This is a genomic window from Photorhabdus bodei, assembly GCF_003287735.1.
GTDB lineage: Bacteria > Pseudomonadota > Gammaproteobacteria > Enterobacterales > Enterobacteriaceae > Photorhabdus > Photorhabdus kayaii.
Window position 1 is genome coordinate 50,560 of the sequence record NZ_NSCM01000015.1, and the last position, 24,171, is coordinate 74,730.

Consider the following 24,171-nt stretch of genomic DNA (forward strand, 5'->3'; position numbering starts at 1 on the left):
AGGTATAATCTTTATTCTTTCCATTGCATTCCTCATATGTATTATCTTGTTAATGCCCCTAGTCTTTCGAATTCCGATATATAAAAACTAGCATTTGTATTAGTTTTTCCAACTCTGAAACAACTTCAAACTCTGTTTTTTCATTATCTATTACTAACCAAACCTTATATGCATCTGAATTGATTTCACATAATGCTTTTTTTGCGAAAAGTATTAATTTCCCATCTTTACACAGGGCTCTATACCATAAATTCTTTATTATTGGTTTATTATTTTCATCTGATAATGAAATATCGGATGTATTAGCTATTCTTTTTTTTGTAAAAGATACATTGTAACTAAAAATATCTTTTCCTTGACAATAGTCTAAAGTTAATTGCCACATTTTTGCAACTGAATTTATGTAATCAATTGTTGCAATATCATTGATTACATTAAATTTTGAACAAACCATCAAGTATATAGATGTTATTGGATGGTCTTTTCCAAACTCCTTCATTGCATTTTGATAGCGCCATTTTATTAATGTGGATGTGTTTTCATTTGAAGCTAAAATATAATCCATTGCTGAATTAACTGTTCGTTCAAAGTTGAAGGCTGCTGATATTAGGTCATTATTTAAAATATTTCCAATCCCATCGGAAAAACACTTTTCTCCAAAGTTTTTTGCTTTGGTCTTAAGTATTTCACATAATTTAGCTTTATTTATTCCTCCTTTTAATATGTCAAAATTATTTGATTTTATAATCGATTCCCCTGTTAATATCCTATGAGATAAATGCAATTTATACCAATCGGAGTTTAAGCTTCCATTGTTGATTATCTTCATGATTTCTTTTATCTCTTTTAAAGAGATTATTGTCACTTCTAACATTCCGATATCGGATGGTATAAATATCTCTTCGCATTCTTTTTCTAGTTCTTCTTCCAATATAACATAGACATCATAATCAGATTTTGGCGTTGAAAACCCTTCAATGACTGAGCCTGACAAGTAGCAAGTATACAGATCAGTATCATTAAATTTTTTATTTATTATTTCTGTTATTTTCTTTTTTACGTTAATTATGTCCATGCTTTACCTTTTATCTTATATACCCGTCATCTTTCAAGTTGCCTCTTTGTTGGCTGCACTCGCTCACCCCGGTCACATAGTTTGCTATGCTCCCGGGGATTCACTCCCTTGCCGCCGCGATGCATCTTGAAATCCATAGGGTATAAATGAAAGAACAAATAAAGGAATAAAGGTTATGATATACCTTTATTCCTTTTTCTATTAATTAGGTGACGAACTCATTAAACCATTATCATAATTTAATGTTTCATCATCAGTTAGTGGTCTAAATGCTTGTGCTGTTATCTCATTCACTTTATTCCCCTCCGAGATGTTTGTTTTGACAAATACACTGGATTAAAATTTAATTCAGTTTTGTAATATTAACAGTTTTTATTATTTCAGCTATATAATAGTTACTTATTTGTGGGTATAATCACAACTAAAAATGTAACCTATTGAAAAATTGTACATTTTTTATTACTTTTTGTGATGAAAATTGTACCAAGCTTGGTATGCTTTTCAATAAGTTAATTTGACGTAATCATTTGAATTTATTGTTATTATTCTTTCAGTCATGCATTAAATGCAGTGATCATCATGTAAAATTCTGTCATTTATTAAAGAATTTTTGATGGCCAAAGTTGACGTGAAGTGCCCATTTTGTCAGCAGACCTCACCCTTCGTCAAACGATAGAAACCATTATTTTTCTTGGAAGACTAACTACACACATTCAATACTTACCTGGATATATAAATATTCATTTTCATCATTAAATAACCCGATATAATAATCAGTAAAATGATGATTTAAAATAAGATAAATTATTTACACGGCTCATGAAATAATATTAATAATTCATAAAAATCATATTCCAATATTAAATAAAATTCTATGCAATACATTATTAAAAAATTAACATCTTAAGAATAAATTAATTTAAGAAATAAATCATCAACTCTTACAGAATATAAAATCACACCAAGAAAAATCTTAATAGAATTTTATTTTCCATAGTGCAAAATATATATCCATTTAACTTAAATTATTTAATTTTAATTCAATCCATCATAAATTTATTTTTTATTATTCATAAGCCACATTAATTAAAATAGCCAAGTTATGAATATAAGTAAACTTGGCATATCTACAAAACAACAAGACATTTATTTACAACATTGAATTATCTTTTAATATCTTTTCTAGCTGAGGAAAAACAGTAAAGCCGTCGCGATCTAAAAAGTGCCCACCATCGGAGAAACCATATAATTCAGCCCGAAGCTGCTGACTTAAATTTAATGTAAACTGTGGCGATACAATCTCATCATTAAGCGATAATATTGCTATTCGTTGGTTTATTTTCTGTCTGAGTGAGCAAAAATCCAGTTCCTCTTCAGTAAATGTACTTAATTCAGGTAAGGTTGATAGTTTTTCATGAAATCCTGCAATTAGTACAACTCCCCCAATATTTACATTATCAGGTAAAGATGAGATATAACGGAGTGTAGCAATGCAACCCAAACTATGCCCGATAAAAAGTGTTCTTTCGTTAGGACTGAAAATACTCTCCTGCAATTTTTCTTGCCATAAATGGGGAAAAGGAGCATGAGATTCAGGCATTTCCGGCACAATAATATTGACATTTAACTTTTCATACTGATCTTTAAGCCAAGGAAACCAATGGTGATCAGGGGTTGCTGAAAGACCATGAACAATAACTACATTATTGAAATTCATCAATTCACCTAATTATACAAAGTGTATTTTATTTACTATACAAACTTTATAATTATCTTATCCATATATACCCGTTATCTTTCAAGTTGCCTCTTTGTTGGCTGCATTCGCTCACCCCAGTCACATAGTTACCTATGCTCCCGGGGATTCACTCCCTTGCCGTCGCGATGCATCTTGAAATCCATAGGGTATATTCCTTCAAAAGAAGATAATTATGTCCTGACCTACTATATAATATAGCGATATATTTATTATAGGAATAGCATGATATTGTCAATAAATATATTCCGTATAATTAACTAAAAGAATAGCACCAATCTCATGAAGCTATGTTTATTTAATATTTAATAACTAAAGATTGATCTTGGAAAATATAATTTATCTGCGATTTTAAGGCTGAAATAAAGTTTATTTTTCCAGTATTTAAGTCTTGAAATCCGGGTATCTTCAGAAAAAACCCAAAGCGGGATATTACTACAATATCCCTCATACTTTCCCTGAATAACTGGTAACACTAACTCTTTGTATAAAATCCCGAAAATCAATCTTGATACATAGATTCAATCTCTTCATAGTAACGCTGCATAATAATTTTCCTCCTCAATTTCAGTGTTGGAGTTAATTCACCCGTTTCCATTGAAAATGGTTTTGGCAATAATATGAAACGCTTTACCTGATCGAAATGAGCAAAGTTTTTCTGCACCTCTTTCAAGCGTTGCTCAAACATATCGATAATCTGACTATGGCGTAGTAATTCAACCCGGTCATGATATTTGAGATTAATTGACCTTGCATACTCTTCCAATGCTTCATAACAAGGCACGATAAGAGCGGATACAAATTTACGGGCATCAGCAATAACAGCAACATGCTCAATAAAACGATCTTGCCCTAGCGTGCTTTCAATCATTTGAGGAGCAATATATTTACCATTCGATGTTTTCATCAAATCTTTCAGACGTTCAGTAATGAACAAATTACCATTTTCATCCAACTTACCAGCATCACCTGTACGCAACCAACCGTCTTGAGTAAATGCCTTGGTGGTTTCTTGCTGATTATTGAAATAGCCTTTCATCACAATTGGGCCACGCACTTGTATCTCATCTTCTCCACCGATACGGACGTCAATGCCAGGCAAGGGTTTACCAATAGAACCAAATATATAACCTTGCTCTTCCCAACAGGAAACCGTGGCACAAGTCTCTGTCATACCATAGCCATATTTGATATTTATCCCAACAGCGAGAAAGAACAGGATAATCGTTTCGTCCAGACGTGCGCCAGCAGCAGGTAAAAACCGAACTCTGCCCCCCAACACATTTCGCAATTTACTCAACACCAATTTATCAGCCAGTCGATGCATTGCTGTTGACCAAGGGCCGCTTTTTTTACTTTGCAAATTACGTAAAAACTGACGCTCACCACATTTAATCGCCCAATTAAAAAGTTTTCTTCGATGCCAAGGAGCCTTGGAAACCTTTTCAAAAACCGCGCTATAAATTTTTTCGTAAAATCTCGGCACTGCACACATCACTGTCGGGCGGACATCCGCCATCGCTTGACGAACAAAATTAGTGTCGGTCAGATAAACATTTTGTGCTCCTACATGCATGACATAAAAACTCCATGCGCGTTCAAAGACATGGGATAACGGCAGAAAACTCAAAGAAATGTCCTGATCAGTTAATGTCAAGATATGATCATGTGAATACAACTGATAGGCTAAATTGCGGTAATCAAGCATGACGCCTTTAGGCTCACCCGTGGTACCAGACGTATAAATAAGTGTAAAAAGATCATCCAGATTGTGGTTAGCAATACGGGTTTCCAACGCAGATTGATGTTGTAATTTATTATCGGCCATGAAATCAGATAAATGCCGAGCTAATGAACAATCCCGCAAATCGACTGATTCATCTAAGACAATAATGTGACTTAACTGAGGACAACGTTCTGTCAAAGAAATAGCAACATCATACTGCGGCTGTCCACCAACAAACAAAATACGCACACCAGCATCATTAAGTATGAAACCAGCCTGTTCTTGACTACTGGTTGCATACAGAGGGACAGTGACCGCCCGAAGTTGTAATACAGCGATATCTGCCAATGACCAGGCCATGCTGTTATGTGCAAAGAGGCCAATTTTTTCTTGCACATCAATGCCAATCTCCAACAATGCCCGGCTAATAGCATTGGTCTTTTTACCAATATCATTCCAGTTTAGTTCGAGTTGCTCAGCCGGAGACCATTGGCGAAAAGCAATTTTCTCTGGGTGTTGTTTGATTTGTTGTTGCAACCGGTTTATCAAGTGATAAGGATGTAAATTTTTAGTTATCACAATTTTTTTCCTGTTCGAAAAACTTTTTTCTTATCGGAGAAAAAACAGTAATTTTATTCTCTGATAATACCTTTTCGCATCACTTATTCGCTTTTCAGCTTACAGGTGTTAGCTATTTCCTTGCAGTCTACCGATTCCTGAACAACAGGAAAAGTCTATTTATCAAAAGTTGAGAAATTTGTGATAAAATAAAAAAACTCACCACCCTTATCCAGTAGTGAGTTTTCAAGTTAATTATCTGCTACTAAGTTGACTCAACAACGATTTCATCCATTGATGCCCTTTATCTTTCGTTGTAGATTCATGCCAAATCAAATAACACGGACGACTTACTTTATCCCACGGTAATGAAACCGCTTTTATTGCTAATTGTTCGTTATAGTGCTCAACTAACCATTTTGGCGCAATCGCAACCAAATAGGTTTGAGAGACAATATGCAACACGCTATTCAAATCGGTCCCCTGATAAACCACCGAACGCAAACGTTCACCTCCATCATAATAGGGAACGCTGAATGAACATATATTATCCAATGATACAACGGCATGATGTTCCTCATACAATTGCTGCTCACTAATACTATTTTCAATTCTTGGATGATGATTAGAAACAGCCAAAACCAACTCATCATTGAATAACGGGTAATGATGAAAATCCATACGTTCTAGCTGCGTATAGCTAATGACAAACTCAGTTTCCTGATACCTGAGCTGATGTTCAATATTATCATGTAGATATGATCTAATCGTCACCCCCAGATTGGGTGTATTTTGTTTCACCTGTTCAACTATTTTTGCAGCCAGTCTAATATCTAGAGGGCTACAAATTGAAAGACTAAAAATCCTATCACTATTATCAGGTTCAAAACCAACCCCAGGTAACTCGTTATATACCAGTTGTAATGCCTGACGGACTGGACCAAATAATTGATGAGCTCTTGCCGTCGGTTGTATTCCACGCCCATAACGCACAAATAATTCATCATTGAACATTAGCTTCAAACGAGAAACCGCATTACTGACAGCTGGTTGTGACATTCCTAATATCTGTGCCGCACGTGTTACATTCTGCATTTGCATAACTGCATCAAAAACAGTCAACAGATTGAGATCCACATTACGTAAATGAATTTCATTTGGATCTTTTTTGGTTGCAGTTACTGAGGTGTATTCAGCCATTGTTTAACTCCACTAAACTGATGCAGATGATCCCGGCTAATAACAAAACATCGGAAATACCTTCATTTATTACTCAGATATTACGATGACTGTAACTATTAACGAGATCAATTGTCTTAATCATTTCGATAACAAATAATTAAGACTCGTCCTTGTACAAATCTGAATACGCATAGCTAACCAGCGCATCCCCTTATTAATGTTAAAAATATATAATTTCAATTAGTAGACAATATAGTGCTCATTATTCATTCACAAAAAAGTACAATTACGTTAACAATTTATTCACCCTGATATTTTGTATATGATGATAAATCAAAGAATTACACAATTCACAATAAAATTACTGACTTATTATTATTAAACAATTTTATCAGAGTTATTATATTATAGAATTATTTTTTCAAAGATATATAACATAACTTCCTATTTGTATCTATTTTTCCAATGACAAATGATGTTTTTCGGAAAAATACAAATCGACTTCCAGCTCATCACACAAAAAATACTTAATTTTAATTAATCAGTATAATGCGCTATTTTTTATATAAATCAGAGCTTATCATTAAAGTCAAACCAGAACAAAAAAGGATAAAATAAAAGCTTTTTAAATATAAACAGATCAACACTTCAATTTACCACCATGAGAAAAGTAAAACCAAGAATCATATGCCTAAATGAATTCTTGACATCACTTTTAAGATAACGTATCAATAAAAGCATATGAATCACAAATACTCATTAATACTACTGAAAGGTTGGATCGATATGATTCACTCAATTTGTCTACTAAACCTACTACTCATCGTATCTGATATGCGCGGTATGCTGGTGGACAGAAAACAGAGTTGATTCAAAACAGAGTTGGTCCAAACCAGACATTAACAAGAACCCGCGCCAAGCGCGGTTTTTTTTTACCTGCTGGGCGCAAAAAACAACCATGAGAGGAACGTACATATGAACCAGCAAGTTATTATCTTCGACACCACGTTACGTGATGGAGAACAAGCATTACAGGCCAGCTTATGTGTGAACGAAAAACTCCAGATTGCCTTGGCTTTGGAGAAAATGGGTGTTGATATCATGGAAGTCGGTTTTCCAGTTTCCTCTCCTGGTGATTTTGAATCTGTACAGACGATCGCTAAGCAGATAAAAAATAGCCGTGTTTGCGCCTTAGCCCGTTGTGTAGAAAAAGACATTGACGTGGCCGCAGAAGCATTAAAAGTCGCAGACGCTTTTCGGATCCACGTTTTTTTAGCCACTTCCGATTTACATATTGAATCCAAGCTGAAAAAAACATTCGAAAATGTCATGGAAATGGCAACTCAATCAATCAAACGGGCACGTCGTTACACTGATGATGTCGAATTCTCCTGTGAAGATGCGGGCCGTACACCTATTGATAATCTGTGTCGGATCGTTGAAAACGCTATCAAAGCAGGCGCAACAACGATCAATATCCCAGATACTGTCGGTTACACCACGCCATATCAATTTGGCGGCATCATCACTAACCTGATCGAACGCGTTCCTAATATTAATAAAGCGATAATATCCGTCCATTGCCACGATGATTTGGGGATGTCTGTCGCCAACTCTATCACAGCAGTACAATCCGGAGCCCGTCAGATAGAGGGGACGATAAACGGTCTGGGTGAACGTGCCGGTAACTGTTCACTGGAAGAAGTCATTATGGCGATTAAAGTCCGTCAGCAAATGTTAGGCGTTTATACTAATATCAACCATCAGGAAATTTACCGCACCAGTCAGTTGGTCAGTCAATTATGCAATATGCCAATCCCCGCGAATAAAGCAATTGTTGGTAGCAATGCATTTTCCCACTCATCCGGGATTCATCAAGACGGGGTACTGAAAAATCGTGAAACTTACGAAATTATGACACCAGAGTCCATCGGCCTGAAAGAAATTCAATTGAACCTGACTTCCCGTTCTGGCCGCGCCGCCGTGAAACACCGTATGGAAGAGATGGGATATCAGGATAAAGATTACGATCTGGATAGCTTATACGAAGCCTTTTTACGTCTGGCAGATAAAAAAGGCCAGGTATTTGACTATGATTTGGAAGCCTTAGCGTTCATCAATTTGCAACAACAAGAACCCGAATTTTTCCATCTGGACAACTTTAATATCCAATCTGGCTCCAATGTGATGACAACAGCCGCTGTACGTTTAGTGTGTGGTAAAGAGGTGAAATCAGAAGCTGCCACAGGTAATGGACCGGTAGATGCTGTCTATCAGGCAATCAGTCGAATAACTGAATACCCAGTTGAACTGGTTTCTTATCAGTTATCAGGTAAAGGCCAAGGAAAAAATGCACTGGGTCAGGTAAATATCGTTGTCGAATGCTTTGGGCGTCGCTTCCACGGCATGGGATTGGAAACAGATATTGTTGAATCTTCTGCCAAAGCAATGATTCATGCTCTGAACTGCGTTTGGCGTACAGAGCAAGTTAAGAAAGAGAAACAACGTATACAGCAAAATACAAAGGAAATGGTGTAAACATGTCGAACAATTATCATATTGCAGTTTTACCCGGTGATGGTATTGGCCCTGAAGTTATGGCACAAGCCTATAAGATATTGGACGCAATCCGTAAGCGTTTCAATATCCGTATCACCACCAGCGAATATGATGTGGGTGGGATTGCTATCGATCGCCACGGCTGTTCACTCCCGGCAAAAACCGTAGCAGGTTGCGAACAGGCTGATGCCATATTGTTCGGCTCCGTGGGAGGGCCTAAATGGGAACATTTACCACCAGCAGAACAACCTGAGCGTGGCGCACTGTTGCCATTGCGCAAACATTTCAAACTATTCAGCAACTTACGCCCTGCCCGCTTATATGCTGGATTAGAGGTATTTTGTCCTTTACGCCATGATATTGCCGCCAAAGGCTTTGATATTTTATGTGTCCGTGAATTAACCGGCGGTATCTATTTTGGTCAACCCAAAGGACGTGAAGGCCAAGGTAAATATGAACGAGCATTTGATACTGAGGTTTATCACCGTTTTGAAATCGAGCGTATTGCCCGCATCGCCTTCGAATCCGCTCGCAAACGCGGTAATAAAGTCACATCTATTGATAAAGCAAATGTGTTGCAGAGTTCCGTATTGTGGCGAGAAGTTGTTACTGAGATTGCAAAAGCGTATCCAGATGTAGAAATCAATCACATGTATATTGATAACGCCACCATGCAGTTAATTAAAGATCCATCTCAGTTTGATGTGATGCTGTGCTCTAATATTTTCGGCGATATCTTATCTGATGAGTGCGCCATGATTACCGGTTCAATGGGCATGTTACCTTCTGCCAGCCTGAATGAAAAAGGTTTTGGCCTGTATGAACCCGCTGGTGGTTCCGCACCAGATATTGCCGGAAAAGGTATTGCTAACCCGATAGCCCAGATCCTGTCTGCCGCTTTACTGTTGCGCTATAGCTTAGGTCATAATGACGCCGCTAATGCGATTGAACAAGCGGTTAACTACGCGCTGGAACAGGGCTATCGCACAACAGATTTAGCCGGAAACGGTAAAGCAATTAGCACTGATGAAATGGGCGGCATTATCGCCCGTTATATAGCCGAGGGTGTTTAACATGGCTAAGACTTTATATCAAAAATTATATGACGCTCATATTGTCCGGGAAGTACCTAATGAAACCCCGTTACTCTATATTGATCGTCATCTGGTTCATGAAGTAACCTCCCCGCAAGCTTTTGATGGTTTGCGTACTAAAGGCCGCCCAGTGCACCAACCAGGTAAAACGTTCGCAACAATGGATCATAATGTATCCACGCAAACAAAAGATATTAACGCTTGTGGTGACATGGCACGTATTCAAATGCAGGAGTTGATGAAAAACTGTGTCGAATTTGGTATCACATTATATGACCTCAATCATCCCTATCAGGGGATTGTTCATGTCATCGGCCCTGAACAGGGGATAACCCTACCAGGCATGACGATTGTTTGTGGTGATTCCCACACTGCCACGCACGGAGCATTCGGCTCGTTGGCCTTCGGTATTGGCACTTCTGAAGTTGAACATGTACTCGCTACCCAAACTCTGAAACAAGCCCGTGCCAAGACTATGAAAATCGAAGTGATGGGGGATGTCGGTGATGCTATTACCGCCAAAGATATCGTTCTGGCGATCATCGGCAAAACAGGCAGTGCAGGTGGTACAGGGTATGTGGTGGAATTCTGTGGTAAGGCGATTGAAGCACTTAGCATGGAAGGCCGTATGACTTTATGTAACATGGCAATTGAAATGGGTGCTAAAGCAGGTTTGGTTGCACCGGATGAAACCACTTTTACTTATATGAAAGGCCGCCAGTTCTCACCGAAGGGAGAGCTATGGAAGCAAGCTGTTGCTTACTGGGAGACATTGAAATCCGATCCTAATGCACAATATGACACCATTGTTACGATTAATGCAGAAGAGATCTCCCCGCAGGTTACATGGGGAACAAACCCTGGGCAAGTGATCGCCATTGATCAAACAATTCCAGTGCCGGAATCTTTTAGTGATCCTGTTGAACGAGCATCTGCTGAAAAAGCACTGGCGTATATGGATTTGAAACCCGGTATTAAGCTAACAGATGTGAAGATCGATAAAGTCTTTATCGGCTCTTGCACCAACTCCCGGATTGAAGATTTACGGGCTGCCGCAACCATCGCACAAGGCCATAAAGTTGCACCTGGTGTTCAGGCGATCGTTGTTCCCGGATCAGGCCCCGTTCAAGCACAAGCAGAAGCAGAAGGTTTAGATAAAATTTTCATAGAAGCCGGTTTTGAATGGCGTTTACCCGGATGTTCCATGTGCCTGGCAATGAATAATGACCGCCTGCAACCCGGTGAACGCTGTGCTTCTACCAGTAACCGCAACTTTGAAGGGCGCCAGGGACGTGGTGGACGCACCCATTTGGTGAGTCCAGCGATGGCAGCAGCAGCAGCGATTAATGGTCATTTTATCGATATACGCCATCCAGCACAGAAGTCATAAAGGAGAGAATGATGGAAAAATTTATTCAACATACCGGCTTAGTTGCTCCTTTAGATGCGGCAAACGTCGATACTGATGCCATTATTCCCAAACAATTCTTGCAAAAAGTCACTCGCACAGGCTTTGGTCAGCATCTGTTTCATGACTGGCGTTTTCTTGATGACGCAGGACAAAAACCTAATCCTGAATTCGTATTAAATCAGCCTTGTTATCAGGGTGCCAGTATCCTTCTGGCTCGTGAAAACTTTGGTTGCGGTTCCTCCCGTGAACATGCACCTTGGGCACTAACGGATTATGGTTTTAAAGTTGTTATCGCCCCAAGTTTTGCGGATATTTTCTACGGTAATGCTTTCAACAACCAATTACTGCCAGTAAAACTGAACGATGACGATGTCAATGAGCTATTTGAGTTGGTTCAGCAAAACAAAGCTTGCCGTTTTACTGTCGATCTAGAACAACAGAAAGTCCATGCTGGCGATAAAGACTATGATTTTGAAATCGATAGTTTCCGGCGCCACTGTATGATGAATGGTCTGGATAGTATTGGCCTAACATTACAACATCTGGATGCCATAATAACCTACGAGCAAGAACAACCGGTTTTCCTACGTTAATTTTTCCGTTATTGATTTATCCCGTAGTTTTCTACTACGGGATTTTTCTATCGGTGTCAAAGGCAAAAACAGTACCACCACGTCTATACTCAATACTCATGCAGACGGTCACATTTTCAGCTATATAAAGGGCTTTAACTAATACTCTACCATTCCCCATCACATTTAAAATAAATTTACAGATAGAAATAGCGATAGTAGCTGGACAAAACGCCTCCAATACCAGATTATTACTCGCTTTAAACTGATATGTAAAAGGAGTAGAGAGTACACAATGTACAATAAGAAAAAAAGCCAGTAAGCTTTCTTACTGGCTGGCAAATCACCATTACTCAAGAAAATTGGGGGAGAAGCCAGATTTCGTCTGGCCTATTGAGCTACTTTCAATATGGATAATTATCGTCGCAATATAAGGAAATAAAAATTGATGAATAATACTCTGGAGTTCCTCTTTTATGCCCAGTTCACGCTTACAACAACAATTCATTCGATTATGGCAACATCATCAAGGAAAAGAAGCTGAAACAACGTTACAAGAACTGGCAAATGTACTGCATTGTTCAAAACGCCATATCCGTTCACTGCTCAACAATATGCAGAAAGCTGGCTGGTTACAGTGGCAGGCTGAGTCCGGGAGAGGGAAACGTTCTCAACTGAATTTTTTACGTGATGGATGGGAATTTCAACAACAACGAGCTGAAGAGTTGCTTGAGCAACACAACGTTGAGAAGTTAGTCCAACTGGTTGGTGATAAAGATACAGTCCGTCATATGGTACTATCCCAGATTGAGCGCCGTTTCCGTCAGGGAAAAAACTTACTGCGGATACTCTATTATCGCCCCTTCCCTAATCTTCTACCCGGTTCACCTTTACGCCGTTCTGAAATTCATCTGGTCAGGCAGATATTTAATAGCCTAACCCGCATAAATGAGGAAAATGGGGAACCAGAAGCTGACTTAGCTCATCATTGGCAACAATTATCCTCAAATCATTGGCGCTTCTATCTACGGCCGGCCATCCATTTTCACCACGGCAGAGAATTACAGATGGCGGATGTCATCGCTTCGCTACAAAGATTACGCAACCTGCCCCTTTTTTCTCATATTGAAAAAATCACAACGCCCACACCCTATGTGATTGATATTTTTCTTTCAGAACCTGATCTCTGGCTCCCTTTATTAATCGGCAGCCCACATGCCATGATCTTGCCTCAAGAGTGGCAAAAGTTACCGAACTTCTCTCGTATGCCAGTGGGAACCGGCCCTTACCAGGTCATAAAAAACAGCGCTCAGAAACTACAAATTCGTGCCTTTGATAATTACTTTGGCTTTCGGGCACTGATTGATCAGGTGAATATATGGTTTCTACCAGAATTAGCGGAGAAACTGGTTTGTACAACTCTGCATCTGGAAAGTGACAGCACGGATAATAACTCGCTAGATAGCAGGATAGAAGAAGGCTGTTATTTCCTACTACACGACCATCGTTCAACTAAATGTAAGAGAGAAGACGTTCGCCAATGGCTATGCAGTCTGCTAACACCGATCAATCTGCTAGCGCATTGTGACCCCTTTTATCAACGCCACTGGTCACCCGCTTATGGTTTATTACTACGCTGGCATCACAGTAAGCTCATATCCGAATTGAACAAACCAGAGGATATTACCCATCTGACCGTCACGCTTTGTCATCAACATCACGAATACCACACAATCAGCCAGATCCTTCAAGCCATACTGACCAAGTGCGGCGTCGAATTGAAAATCAACATCGTGGATTATGACACATGGTTCAATGGTAACACCGAAAGTGACCTCTGGCTTGCTACCGCCAACTTTTATAATCCTCTGGAATTTTCGCTGTTCGCTACGCTGTACGAGATGCCATTATTGAAAAAGTGCCTTGGTAATGACTTAAGTAAAGAAGTATCACAATGGCGACGACAAGAGTTATCGCTTGAAGAGTGGTGCGAAAAAATAGTTGATGAACATTGGTTGCATCCACTGTTCCACCACTGGCTTGAGTTACAGGGACAGAGAAGTATGCGGGGAGTCAAAATGAACACCTTTGGTTGGTTTGATTTCAAATCTGCCTGGTTCAACCCATATGAAGGGTAATTCACAGAAAAAGCCAGAGTTATGAACATACACAGGTGTGCAAACTTGCTTTTATTCACTTTTTCTGTGGATATCTATGTGAAAAAGGCAGGGGTAATTCAGGTATAGCTTTATATTATGAATTATCAATCTATAGACAAAAAATGAAATAGTATTTATTTTTCATTGAAATAGCAGCTATTTATCTCGCTATTTCTAGCGTCAATCACAACTATAATGGACAACGTTAGTTGATGAGAACAAAAAACAATCAAACATTATGTTATCCACAGGTTATGCTTTTTAGTTAAGCAAAAAACAGTGGTTTTTGTAGAAAAAAGTGTTAGTCAAACCTGTAAATCAAACCAGTGATCTCATTTTTGTCTACTTATCCCATAAAACTGTGGATAACATGGTGTAAGATCCTGTTCATTATTACCAGCAATAGGTGAACAAGAACCGCAGTCAATTTTACAATATTTGAAACAGCAATAAAAAATGTTTGTATATCATGCTATTATCACTTTTTAGCTATTGTATGAACCTCAGATTTATTATTCACAGAAACCAAGGCTGTTTTTTGACCTAAGAAATGGATATCTCAAATGAACATACTGTTTTCCCCCCCACCTCCACCAGACAACGAGCAACAGTTGCTTGAATGCGCCCAACTTCTGGCTGGCTTATCAATGGGAGAACTCGCGGCAAAAGCAAATTTACCTATCCCACCCAATCTGAAACGAGATAAAGGCTGGGTAGGCATGTTGCTAGAATATTATCTGGGTGCAAGTGCCGGCAGCAAGCCAGAGCAAGATTTCGAACATATCGGTATTGAGCTTAAAACCATCCCAGTAGACAGAAGAGGTTATCCATTAGAAACAACATTTGTCTGCGTTGCACCATTAACAGGGAACAGTGGTATTACCTGGGGAAGCTGTCATGTTAGACGCAAATTATCGCGAGTGCTGTGGATACCTGTTGAAGGTGAACGGGAAATCCCTCTAGCCAAACGCAGGGTTGGCTCTCCTTTATTATGGAGTCCCAATCAAGAAGAAGAAGAATTATTACGTCGCGACTGGGAAGAATTGATGGATTTCATCGTGCTTGGCAAAGTAGAGAGCATTACCGCCCGTCATGGCGAAGTATTACAGTTGCGCCCAAAAGCGGCTAACAGCAAAGCATTAACCGAAGCAATCGGCGTACACGGCCAGCCTATTATGACTCTGCCTCGCGGGTTCTATCTAAGGAAAAATTTCACTGCTCCTCTACTGGCCCGTCATTTTTTGATTTAACGTTGAGCTCTGACTGATTTTTACATCGACATACTTACCTTACATCTAATCAGGCGTATAATTAGATTTTTACCTTAAGGTTTTAATAAGCAATGTTAGAATGGATTGTTGATCCCCACGCCTGGATGGCACTTGCCACCCTGACAATTCTAGAAATCGTTTTAGGGATTGATAACATTATCTTTTTGTCACTTGTTGTGGCAAAACTCCCTAACCATCAACAAAATAAAGCACGTAAGATCGGACTAATGGGAGCAATGCTAATGCGCTTAGCGCTGTTAGCATCTATTGCCTGGGTTATTCAACTAACCTACCCGATATTGACAGTTTTTGAACATGACATTTCTGCCCGTGACTTAATCCTATTCTTTGGCGGTCTATTCCTGATCTGGAAAGCCAGCAAAGAAATCCACGAAGCGATCGAAGGTGACAATGAAGGGGAGCTAAAACGTCCTGTTCACTCCTTCCTGGGGGCCATCATCCAGATTATGTTGCTGGACATTATTTTCAGCCTGGATTCAGTCATCACCGCTGTTGGCCTGTCCGATCACCTATTCATTATGATGGCAGCCGTTATCATAGCCGTCTGTGTCATGATGCTCGCCGCTCGTCCTATCGGCGAATTCGTTGACCGTCACCCTTCCGTCAAAATGCTGGCGCTGTCGTTCTTAATCCTTGTAGGCTTTACCCTTATTCTGGAAAGCGTACAAGTGCATATACCTAAAGGTTACATCTATTTTGCTATGTTCTTCTCAATGGCAGTAGAAACACTGAATCTCATGCGTGGGAAAAAGAAAAGAAATTAAAAGTAGCGCTACAATAACGCTAAAAAATATCCTTCTTTGATTTAAAAAATATGCTAAAGATGCCCAGTTCAGTACTGCGGCATCTCAATTCTATGCAGCAAAAAATTGCCGGTTATTTCGGCATTTTTTATACTTAGCTAACCTCATTTGTTTTCTTATCTTCGCTACCACTGACAATCTTGGCGCTCACTCGCTGACGATAAGTAAAATTGTGGCCCTCACCGCACGTGATCTCTGTTGCCGCCTGAATATCGCCGATATTTTCCAGCACAATACAATTCGTAAACTGGCTGAATATATTGAGAACAAGGCCGTCGCGACAGAACACGCCATTGCAATTGCAGAGGAACGACGCACATCGCTGAGTCCGCAACAGAACCTGCCGTGGTACCTGAGTGCGCTTAACCCCGATGATTGTAGCTACACCCTCCCGCTCGCCGTGGAAATTCGCGGCTATTTAGCACCAACCAACGTTTAAATACTCAAGCGCGTTCGTTTTCACCTTCTGATGACATGGCTTAACGCTCAAGATGCCTTTGATCCAGATTCGTTCAACAATAGCGTATTGGGCATCGCAGCCGAATTGGCTCAGCATGACTCTGGCCCATACTGGCATAGGATGGGGCAACTACTGTTTAGTCAGCAAGGCTGCATGCGCATTATGCTCAATGAGAGCATCTGCATGCTCCCACCGGGTCGTATCGCTTGGATTCCACCGCGGGTAGAGCATCGGGTGCAAGTCAGCGGTGTGGTAGGCTATCGCTCGGTGTATCTCGATCGCTCCCATTACCCTAGTCTGCCTGAATGCTTAGAAGTCCTGACGGCTTCACCTTTGCTACGCGAAGTGCTGGAGCGCATTGCCATCGCTGAGTTCGACACCAACTGGCAGCACGGTGCTACCGCTAATATTCTAGCGGTATGCCTGGATGAGATACAACTGGCACCACGCGAATTAACCCTGCTGCCCCTACCCAGTGACCGCCGCCTGAGAAATTTAGCCGATATGGTCACAGTACCGCCGCTGTACGAGCTGGCTAGTTATATCGGCGCATCGGAAAAAACCATTAGCCGCATCTTCCGGCGTGAAACTGGGCTGAACTATCAACAGTGGCGGCAACAATGGCGGCTAATCAAAGCAATTGAGCTACTAGCAGAGGGATACGGCCAATCTGACGTCGCCAGCCAACTGGCTTTTTCCAGCGATAGCGCTTTCGCCACCTTTTTTAAAAATATGGTAGGCAGCCCTCCACGGGCATATATGGCAATGCGCGGCTAATTGTTTAATCTCAGATGGAAGGACTGACACTGATTTCATCCAATAGTATTTTCTCTCAATATGGCATCCGGTTAATTGATGCTCGCATGTAAAAAATGACAAAGAGCCTCCAGATAAAGCATATAAAGGTTACATCAATCCAAATAACAGCCGAGTTTCAAGGGATAGCGCCACAACTCAGTACGAGCTTATTTCACTATCCCCTAAGACTATATTAAGACTACGTGCTCTTTAGCGCTTCTTAGATGCCTGTAAATAAAGCATCTCCAGTGCAATAGTCGCACCTGCCAGAGCCGTAATTTCAGACTGATCATAAGCTGGAGCAACTTCTACCACATCCATACCGACAATATTTAGCGGTTGCAAACCACGCAGCAATTTCAGTGCACGATCGGTTGTCAGGCCACCAATGACTGGCGTACCCGTACCCGGCGCAAAAGCTGGATCAAGACAATCGATATCGAAAGTCAGGTAAACCGGCATATCACCAACCGTCTCTTTTATCTGAGCAAGCAAATCATCCACACTACGGTCATTAACCTGATCAGCATCCAGCACCGTAAAACCGTCGTCCCGTCCATGTTCAGTACGAATACCAATTTGTACTGAATGATGCGGATCGATCAACCCTTCATTTGGTGCGTGATAGAACATGGTACCGTGATCAAATTGGCTACCGTTTGGATAGGTGTCAGCATGAGCATCAAAATGAACCAGAGCCATTTTACCGAAATGTTTGGCATGAGCGCGCAACAAAGGCAAAGTAATAAAGTGGTCACCACCAAAAGAGAGCATACGCTTACCGGAAGCCAGCACTTTTTCAGCATGAGCTTGTAATTTATCACTCATATCCTGAGCATCACCAAAGTTGAAGACCACATCACCGCAATCTACAACTTTAAGACAATTGCGTAGCTTAAAATCCCACGGCCAACGGCGGCTTTCCCATGCCAAGTTAGTAGAAGCCTGACGAATGGCCGCAGGCCCGTGGCGACTACCTGCACGACCTGATGTTGCTATGTCAAATGGTACGCCAGTAATTACCCACTCTGCATCGCTGGAATATGGCTGGAAATTCAGCGGAAAGCGCAGGAAACCGAAGGCATTAGAAACCAGAGAGTCATCTTGTTGGTTGCCCAAGGTACTTATTGTCATGAGATATATCCTCAAAAGTTTCCCGACAGAACAAAACTATTTAATTCCAGGATACCCATGCCATGACGAAATGGGGTATTTCTGAGATAACCCTATTTCTCTGCATCTCCGCATCTGGTTTATATTAAATAACGTTATCTGTATACAGGAGGCTTAATTAACACCAGAAGATTATTCATCTTCCAGATATGTGTAGCCATAAAGACCACTTTCAAATTCCAGTAAAAATTGCTCTTGCAAGCCTGTATCCAAATCCGTGCCTTTTACTTGATCACGGAAGCGAGCCATCAGTACATTAGGGTCCAGTTTCACATATTGCAGCATATCCGCGACTGAATCCCCCTCTTCACTTTGGTTATAGGTCACTTCGCCATTATCGAATACATAAACATCAATAGCCGCTGTATCGCCAAACAGGTTATGCATATTGCCAAGAATTTCCTGATATGCTCCCACCATAAAGAAACCAATCATTGGCGGGCAATCAGGATCATAAGCGGGCATCGGCATGGTCGCGGCTACACCATCACCATCCACATAATGATCAACAATACCATCGGAGTCACAGGTGATATCCAACAATACCGCACGGCGATCCAACGGCTTATCCAGTCCCTCAATGGGTAACACAGGAAATAACTGATCGATACCCCATGCATCAGGCAGAGACTGGAACAGTGAGAAATTCACATAGAATTTGTCTGCCATACGCTCTTGCAACTCATCAATAATTGGCCGGTGAGCACGGTTGCTTGGATCAAGATCCTGTTGAATACGGCGACAGATATTCAGATATAACTCTTCCGCCCACGCCCGCTCTGTCAAATCCAGCATGCCATGAGCATATTGTGTATGAACATCATGCAGATCGAGCTGACCATCATGCAGCGATTCACGTAAAGAGCGTCTATTTCCTTCTGAATGCATCTCCTGCCATGTTTCCCACAAACTGGTGAGCGGGCGGGAAGCATCTTCTGCCGGTGGTGTCGTCTGCGTAAATTCATTACGCTCAACCCCGATAACATTAGAGACCAAGACAGTATGGTGAGCAGTCAGGGCACGACCGGATTCCGTGATAACCGTCGGATGGGGTAAACCATGTTCATCACAAGCATCACCAATACCCCAGATGACATTGTTGGCATATTCATTCAACCCATAGTTCACAGAACAATCAGATTGAGAGCGGGTCCCTTCATAATCGACTCCCAGTCCACCACCAACATCAAAACATTGAATATTTACCCCGAGTTTATGTAACTCGACATAAAAACGCGCTGACTCACGGACACCTGTTGCAATATCACGGATATTCGCCAACTGTGAGCCAAGGTGAAAATGCAACAATTGCAGACTATCAAGTCGATCCACTGCGCGCAAAATCTCAACCAATTGCAATACCTGAGTTGCCGCCAGCCCAAACTTCGATTTTTCACCGCCACTGGCTTGCCATTTACCTGAACCCTGAGATGCCAAACGTGCACGGACTCCCAAACGCGGGATCACATTCAATCGTTCAGCTTCTTCCAATACCTGGGCAATCTCAGACATCTTTTCGATCACCAAATAAACCTTGTGACCTAACTTCTCACCTATTAGCGCCAGACGAATATATTCACGATCTTTATATCCATTACACACGATGACGGTACGAGTCATACCCGCATGGGCCAGCACTGCCATTAATTCCGCTTTAGAGCCAGCCTCAAGCCCTAAAGGTTCACCGGAACTGGCCAGTGATTCAATAACGCGGCGTTGTTGGTTAACTTTAATGGGATAAACTAAAAAGTAATCGCCTTTATAACCATATAACTCTCTGGCACGTTTAAATGCGGCATTGATTGAACGCAAACGATGTTGCAGGATTTGAGGGAAACAAAATAGCGCTGGCAAACGCAAATGTTTCTGCTCCTGCTGAACTTTTTTCACCAATTCCGCAAGATCAATTTTTGCCCCCGGCAAATCAGGATTTGGACACACACTAACATTGCCAAGATCATTGACGTAGTAGTAACTCCCTCCCCAATATGCAATATTGTAAGTCTGTTGCATTTTACGAGCGATATTATCATTCATGGCAGTCTCCTTAAGGGAGTTAGAGTTTTTCGCCTTCGCCTGTAATTAATAAATAACCCAAAACACCATAATCTCGCGTGTTGAGAAATATCAGGGAATAGCATGCTCTCAGGTTGTAAAAAGCGTTTAGTTACTACTAAACAACGACAAAATTACCGAGTGACAATACGACTGTCCGACATATCCGGCCTGTTTGCTGACAACAGATAACATCGAATTAAAGACATATTGAAAAGAAAGGAAAAAGACGCGGATACATCCGACGACAAGTGTGGCTGTTGGCCATTGGCAATCAGCAGATAATGGTTCATTACCCCATTCACTCCCACACATGACTCATATCTAAGGAGCCATTTTCTCGATTGAGAAACAGAAGCTAGTTAGCTTTCTGCGAGTCTGTAGCAAAAATAGTTCAACTACGGCCGCAGTTTATACTCGCAATCACATAAAATTGCAAAATGAAATTGAACAAAACTGACATATAAACCAAGAAATTATTCATTCACCCGATGAAAATTACTCGCTGAACTAAAAAAATCTAGCACATGGATAAGAATTACCCTAAAATAGCCATCTAGATGTTAATCCATCCATTTCCAAACTGAAATTATATTTTAAGGTAACGTTATATAATGACCACATACCTTTTCACTTCCGAATCTGTTTCCGAAGGGCATCCTGATAAAATTGCAGACCAAATATCTGATGCCGTTCTTGATGCTATTCTAGAACAAGATCCAAAAGCACGAGTTGCCTGCGAAACCTATGTTAAAACCGGCATGGTCATGGTTGGTGGTGAAATTACTACCAGCGCTTGGGTTGATATTGAAGAAATTACGCGACAAACAGTTCGAGAGATTGGTTATGTTAATTCTGAAATGGGTTTTGATGCAAACTCATGTGCAGTATTAAGTGCCATTGGTAAACAATCACCGGATATTAACCAAGGTGTTGACCGTGAAGATCCCCTGCAACAAGGTGCTGGTGACCAAGGGCTAATGTTTGGTTATGCAACCAACGAAACTGATGTACTCATGCCTGCGCCTATCACCTACGCACACCGTCTGGTTCAGCGTCAAGCTGAAGTTCGGAAAAATGGTGTACTGCCGTGGTTACGCCCCGATGCTAAAAGCCAAGTCACTTTCCAATACAATAACGACAAAATTGTCGGCGTTGACGCGGTTGTACTTTCCACACAGCATGCTGAAAATATTAGTCAGAAAGATCTGCAAGAAGCGGTCATGGAAGAGATCATCAAGCCGGTACTGCCTGCTGAATGGTTAAATCCAACAACCAAATATTTCATTAATCCAACCGGTCGTTTTGTCATTGGTGGCCCAATGGGTGACTGTGGTCTGACTGGTCGTAAAATCATCGTAGATACTTACGGTGGCATGGCACGTCATGGTGGCGGAGCATTCTCCGGTAAAGATCCATCCAAAGTCGACCGTTCAGCGGCTTATGCTGCACGCTATGTGGCAAAAAATATTGTCGCGGCGGGTCTGGCTGATCGTTGCGAAATTCAAGTTTCTTACGCTATCGGCGTTGCAGAACCCACTTCCATCATGGTGGAAACATTCGGCACTGAAAAAGTTTCAACAGCAACTTTAACTCTACTGGTACGTGAATTCTTTGATTTACGTCCTCATGGTTTGATTCAGATGCTGGATCTATTGCACCCAATCTATCGTGATACTGCCGCTTATGGTCATTTTGGTCGTCCACAGTTCCCGTGGGAAGCCACTGATAAAGCAGAAGCACTGCGTGATGCTGCGGGCCTAAAGCTATCAGCGATGAATATGTAAAAATATATACCCTATAGATTTCAAGATGGCTCGCGACGGCAAGGGAGTGAATCCCCGGGAGCATAGGTAACTATGTGACCGGGGTGAGCGAGCGCAGCCAACAAAGAGGCAACTTGAAAGATGACGGGTATAAAAACAAAAAGCCCGGTTTAGATAACTGAACTCGGCTTTTTTAGCATTAGCTGACAATTGAAGAATCCCTAACAATATTATTATCAGCTTGTTTCAGGATTTCTAATAAAATTCACTGATCCTTGCCTATTTACTTTCAATACATGAAATTAGTTAACGTTCCAATTTCTCTACAACAAGCCATTATGAATATTTTGCAGCAAAAACTGCAACAAGCAAACTTATATCTCAACCGTGATTTTCCTGAACCTACAATAAACTACCGCCAGAGGGGAACTACTGCGGGCAGTGCCTATATAAAAAATTGGGAAATCCGCCTTAATCCAGTATTATTGATTGAAAATCAACAAACTTTTATTGATGAAGTTGTGCCTCACGAATTAGCTCATCTATTGGTTTATCGCTACTTTGGGAAAGTGCCTCCACATGGAAAACAGTGGCGTTGGATGATGGAAAAAGTACTGAACGTTCCAGCTAACCGTACACACAAATTTAAAATCGACTCAGTACGTAGTCAAACTTTTACTTATTACTGTAGTTGCCAACAACATGAACTAACCCTACGACGCCATAATAAAATTCTGCGAGGAGAAAGTCATTATATCTGTCAAAAATGCGGAGAAAAGCTTATTGTTAAATCAATTGACTCTTTCAACCCTAATTTATAAAGATTGGTAGATTCACCTACTCTTGTTTCTTGCTGAATATTGTTTGCAAAATAGTTTAATTTTAATCATTACTTTATAAATGTTCTTTTAACTCGAATATATATAATAAAATAAAGTATCCATATACATGTATAAAACACAGTTCTAAAAAGCAAGAAAAGATAATTATAATCCAGTTTTATTTCATATATATAATGAGCCAATGCTAAATCGGTTATTAAAAATAATGAAGTAAAAACCAAAAGGATAATATAAAATAAAGGTATTCTTTTCTTTTTTCTAAAGAAAAGAACAGATGTATAAAGTGCAACTCCAAAAATAAGGTGCACATCCCTTTTATCAATGACAAATGGTTTTGCCTTAACCTCAGCATCTCCTCCTGTCTGACAGTTGGATACCGGGCAAAGCCGCTTGACGTGCCCCCTAATCACAACACAGCACACGGTATTTGACGCCTGATCCTGCGTCATTATGAATAAATTTAAACGTTACCCCACTGGTTTTGCGAAAACTGATAATTGATGACATGAACGGCCTATCGGCCTGATGAGAAACCTAAAGGTTAAGATGGCTTATTAAAGCCGAGTGGTTTTTTAGGAACATCAGGCGCGGGCATCCTTGCCTATAGTGACGCCGGATAGATTTAAGCAAGCCCAAAATTCATCAAAATGCGTGTTGCAACAACGAGGGTGACCATAGATTTAACCTTTCATATGGAAAAATAAAATGATACAGACCCTGATACGCAAAAACCCCCAGCTCTCGCTGAGGGTTTCTACTGTATTTAAAGCCTGGCAGTTCCCTACTCTCACATGGGGAGACCCCACACTACCATCGGCGCTACGGCGTTTCACTGCTGAGTTCGGCATGGGGTCAGGTGGGACCGCCGCGCTATCGCCGCCAGGCATATT

The 24,171-nt window shown here is 40.8% G+C and carries 19 protein-coding genes and 1 rRNA gene; 12 read left to right on the forward strand and 8 right to left on the reverse strand.

The window, feature by feature from the left end; all coding sequences use genetic code 11:
- Positions 1-58: 58 nt before the first annotated feature.
- Positions 59-1,075: a hypothetical protein gene (locus CKY02_RS11355; RefSeq protein WP_240002045.1), complete on the reverse strand. Its 1,017-nt coding sequence runs from the start codon at positions 1,073-1,075 to the stop codon at positions 59-61.
- Between CKY02_RS11355 and CKY02_RS26285 the strand changes: the two genes are divergently transcribed.
- The gene (locus CKY02_RS26285; RefSeq protein ID WP_275658213.1) at positions 1,074-1,205 is read left to right on the forward strand and encodes a hypothetical protein; all 132 of its coding nucleotides are present in this window, start codon (positions 1,074-1,076) and stop codon (positions 1,203-1,205) included. The two genes, CKY02_RS11355 and CKY02_RS26285, sit on opposite strands and share 2 nt — an antisense overlap.
- Before the next feature lie 1,020 nt (positions 1,206-2,225).
- Here CKY02_RS26285 and CKY02_RS11360 read toward each other — a convergent pair.
- From CKY02_RS11360 to leuO, 3 genes are all read right to left on the reverse strand, one after another.
- Positions 2,226-2,792, reverse strand: coding sequence for an RBBP9/YdeN family alpha/beta hydrolase (locus tag CKY02_RS11360; protein ID WP_112895369.1), 567 nt, complete (start codon positions 2,790-2,792; stop codon positions 2,226-2,228).
- A 541-nt stretch (positions 2,793-3,333) separates the two neighbouring features.
- Positions 3,334-5,133 carry an AMP-dependent synthetase/ligase gene (locus tag CKY02_RS11365; protein ID WP_193493119.1) on the reverse strand — a complete coding sequence of 600 codons (1,800 nt, stop codon included), beginning with the start codon at positions 5,131-5,133 and terminating at the stop codon, positions 3,334-3,336.
- Positions 5,134-5,370: 237 nt separating this feature from the next.
- Positions 5,371-6,315, reverse strand: a complete 945-nt coding sequence (gene leuO, locus CKY02_RS11370; RefSeq protein WP_112895371.1) for a transcriptional regulator LeuO — start codon at positions 6,313-6,315, stop codon at positions 5,371-5,373.
- A gap of 957 nt (positions 6,316-7,272) precedes the next feature.
- On the opposite strand from leuO, the gene leuA reads away from it, so the two are divergent.
- The 9 genes from leuA to CKY02_RS11420 all read left to right on the forward strand — a co-directional run bounded on the left by leuA (position 7,273) and on the right by CKY02_RS11420 (position 17,424).
- Positions 7,273-8,835, forward strand: a complete 1,563-nt coding sequence (gene leuA, locus CKY02_RS11380; protein WP_112895372.1) for a 2-isopropylmalate synthase — start codon at positions 7,273-7,275, stop codon at positions 8,833-8,835.
- A gap of 2 nt (positions 8,836-8,837) precedes the next feature.
- Positions 8,838-9,929 (forward strand): 3-isopropylmalate dehydrogenase, encoded by a 1,092-nt coding sequence (gene leuB, locus CKY02_RS11385; RefSeq protein WP_112895373.1) that lies wholly within the window; start codon positions 8,838-8,840, stop codon positions 9,927-9,929.
- A 1-nt stretch (position 9,930) separates the two neighbouring features.
- On the forward strand, positions 9,931-11,340 hold the full coding sequence (gene leuC, locus CKY02_RS11390; protein ID WP_112895374.1) for a 3-isopropylmalate dehydratase large subunit: 1,410 nt from the start codon (positions 9,931-9,933) through the stop codon (positions 11,338-11,340).
- Between the two features lie 8 nt (positions 11,341-11,348).
- The gene (gene leuD, locus CKY02_RS11395) at positions 11,349-11,954 is read left to right on the forward strand and encodes a 3-isopropylmalate dehydratase small subunit (RefSeq protein ID WP_112895375.1); all 606 of its coding nucleotides are present in this window, start codon (positions 11,349-11,351) and stop codon (positions 11,952-11,954) included.
- A gap of 455 nt (positions 11,955-12,409) precedes the next feature.
- On the forward strand, positions 12,410-14,071 hold the full coding sequence (gene sgrR, locus CKY02_RS11400) for an HTH-type transcriptional regulator SgrR (protein ID WP_112895376.1): 1,662 nt from the start codon (positions 12,410-12,412) through the stop codon (positions 14,069-14,071).
- Positions 14,072-14,655: 584 nt separating this feature from the next.
- Positions 14,656-15,342 (forward strand): DNA mismatch repair endonuclease MutH, encoded by a 687-nt coding sequence (mutH, locus tag CKY02_RS11405; RefSeq protein ID WP_112895377.1) that lies wholly within the window; start codon positions 14,656-14,658, stop codon positions 15,340-15,342.
- A 92-nt stretch (positions 15,343-15,434) separates the two neighbouring features.
- Positions 15,435-16,148 (forward strand): TerC family protein, encoded by a 714-nt coding sequence (locus CKY02_RS11410; RefSeq protein ID WP_112895378.1) that lies wholly within the window; start codon positions 15,435-15,437, stop codon positions 16,146-16,148.
- Positions 16,149-16,305: 157 nt separating this feature from the next.
- Positions 16,306-16,626 carry a phosphopantetheine-binding protein gene (locus CKY02_RS11415; protein WP_275658214.1) on the forward strand — a complete coding sequence of 107 codons (321 nt, stop codon included), beginning with the start codon at positions 16,306-16,308 and terminating at the stop codon, positions 16,624-16,626.
- Positions 16,627-16,656: 30 nt separating this feature from the next.
- The gene (locus CKY02_RS11420) at positions 16,657-17,424 is read left to right on the forward strand and encodes an AraC family transcriptional regulator (protein WP_112895380.1); all 768 of its coding nucleotides are present in this window, start codon (positions 16,657-16,659) and stop codon (positions 17,422-17,424) included.
- 231 nt (positions 17,425-17,655) lie between these two features.
- Here the strand turns inward: CKY02_RS11420 and speB are convergent, their stop codons facing one another.
- Together speB and speA are read right to left on the reverse strand one after the other, a co-directional pair.
- Positions 17,656-18,579: an agmatinase gene (gene speB, locus CKY02_RS11425; RefSeq protein WP_112878573.1), complete on the reverse strand. Its 924-nt coding sequence runs from the start codon at positions 18,577-18,579 to the stop codon at positions 17,656-17,658.
- A gap of 171 nt (positions 18,580-18,750) precedes the next feature.
- Positions 18,751-20,655 carry a biosynthetic arginine decarboxylase gene (gene speA, locus CKY02_RS11430; RefSeq protein ID WP_112878574.1) on the reverse strand — a complete coding sequence of 635 codons (1,905 nt, stop codon included), beginning with the start codon at positions 20,653-20,655 and terminating at the stop codon, positions 18,751-18,753.
- Positions 20,656-21,287: 632 nt separating this feature from the next.
- Here speA and metK point away from each other — a divergent pair.
- Positions 21,288-22,460 (forward strand): methionine adenosyltransferase, encoded by a 1,173-nt coding sequence (metK, locus tag CKY02_RS11435; RefSeq protein WP_011147846.1) that lies wholly within the window; start codon positions 21,288-21,290, stop codon positions 22,458-22,460.
- Positions 22,461-22,735: 275 nt separating this feature from the next.
- Entirely contained in the window at positions 22,736-23,260 is a 525-nt protein-coding gene (locus CKY02_RS11440; protein ID WP_112895381.1) for a SprT family zinc-dependent metalloprotease, read from the forward strand.
- Positions 23,261-23,328: 68 nt separating this feature from the next.
- On the opposite strand, the gene CKY02_RS26695 is transcribed toward CKY02_RS11440, so the two are convergent.
- Both CKY02_RS26695 and rrf read right to left on the reverse strand, forming a co-directional pair.
- Entirely contained in the window at positions 23,329-23,730 is a 402-nt protein-coding gene (locus CKY02_RS26695) for a DUF2569 family protein (protein ID WP_112895382.1), read from the reverse strand.
- Positions 23,731-24,049: 319 nt separating this feature from the next.
- Positions 24,050-24,165, reverse strand: a 5S ribosomal RNA gene (rrf, locus tag CKY02_RS11450).
- Between the last annotated feature and the right edge of the window lie 6 nt (positions 24,166-24,171).

Coding starts and splice junctions, on each gene's coding strand:
- leuO (WP_112895371.1), bottom strand. CDS start 6,315: ATGGCTGAATACACCTCAGTAACTGCAACCAAAAAAGATCCAAATGAA.
- CKY02_RS26285 (WP_275658213.1), top strand. CDS start 1,074: ATGCTTTACCTTTTATCTTATATACCCGTCATCTTTCAAGTTGCCTCT.
- CKY02_RS11440 (WP_112895381.1), top strand. CDS start 22,736: ATGAAATTAGTTAACGTTCCAATTTCTCTACAACAAGCCATTATGAAT.
- speA (WP_112878574.1), bottom strand. CDS start 20,655: ATGAATGATAATATCGCTCGTAAAATGCAACAGACTTACAATATTGCA.
- sgrR (WP_112895376.1), top strand. CDS start 12,410: ATGCCCAGTTCACGCTTACAACAACAATTCATTCGATTATGGCAACAT.
- CKY02_RS11360 (WP_112895369.1), bottom strand. CDS start 2,792: ATGAATTTCAATAATGTAGTTATTGTTCATGGTCTTTCAGCAACCCCT.
- CKY02_RS11410 (WP_112895378.1), top strand. CDS start 15,435: ATGTTAGAATGGATTGTTGATCCCCACGCCTGGATGGCACTTGCCACC.
- leuC (WP_112895374.1), top strand. CDS start 9,931: ATGGCTAAGACTTTATATCAAAAATTATATGACGCTCATATTGTCCGG.
- CKY02_RS26695 (WP_112895382.1), bottom strand. CDS start 23,730: ATGACGCAGGATCAGGCGTCAAATACCGTGTGCTGTGTTGTGATTAGG.
- leuD (WP_112895375.1), top strand. CDS start 11,349: ATGATGGAAAAATTTATTCAACATACCGGCTTAGTTGCTCCTTTAGAT.
- CKY02_RS11420 (WP_112895380.1), top strand. CDS start 16,657: ATGACATGGCTTAACGCTCAAGATGCCTTTGATCCAGATTCGTTCAAC.
- CKY02_RS11355 (WP_240002045.1), bottom strand. CDS start 1,075: ATGGACATAATTAACGTAAAAAAGAAAATAACAGAAATAATAAATAAA.
- leuB (WP_112895373.1), top strand. CDS start 8,838: ATGTCGAACAATTATCATATTGCAGTTTTACCCGGTGATGGTATTGGC.
- mutH (WP_112895377.1), top strand. CDS start 14,656: ATGAACATACTGTTTTCCCCCCCACCTCCACCAGACAACGAGCAACAG.
- metK (WP_011147846.1), top strand. CDS start 21,288: ATGACCACATACCTTTTCACTTCCGAATCTGTTTCCGAAGGGCATCCT.
- speB (WP_112878573.1), bottom strand. CDS start 18,579: ATGACAATAAGTACCTTGGGCAACCAACAAGATGACTCTCTGGTTTCT.
- leuA (WP_112895372.1), top strand. CDS start 7,273: ATGAACCAGCAAGTTATTATCTTCGACACCACGTTACGTGATGGAGAA.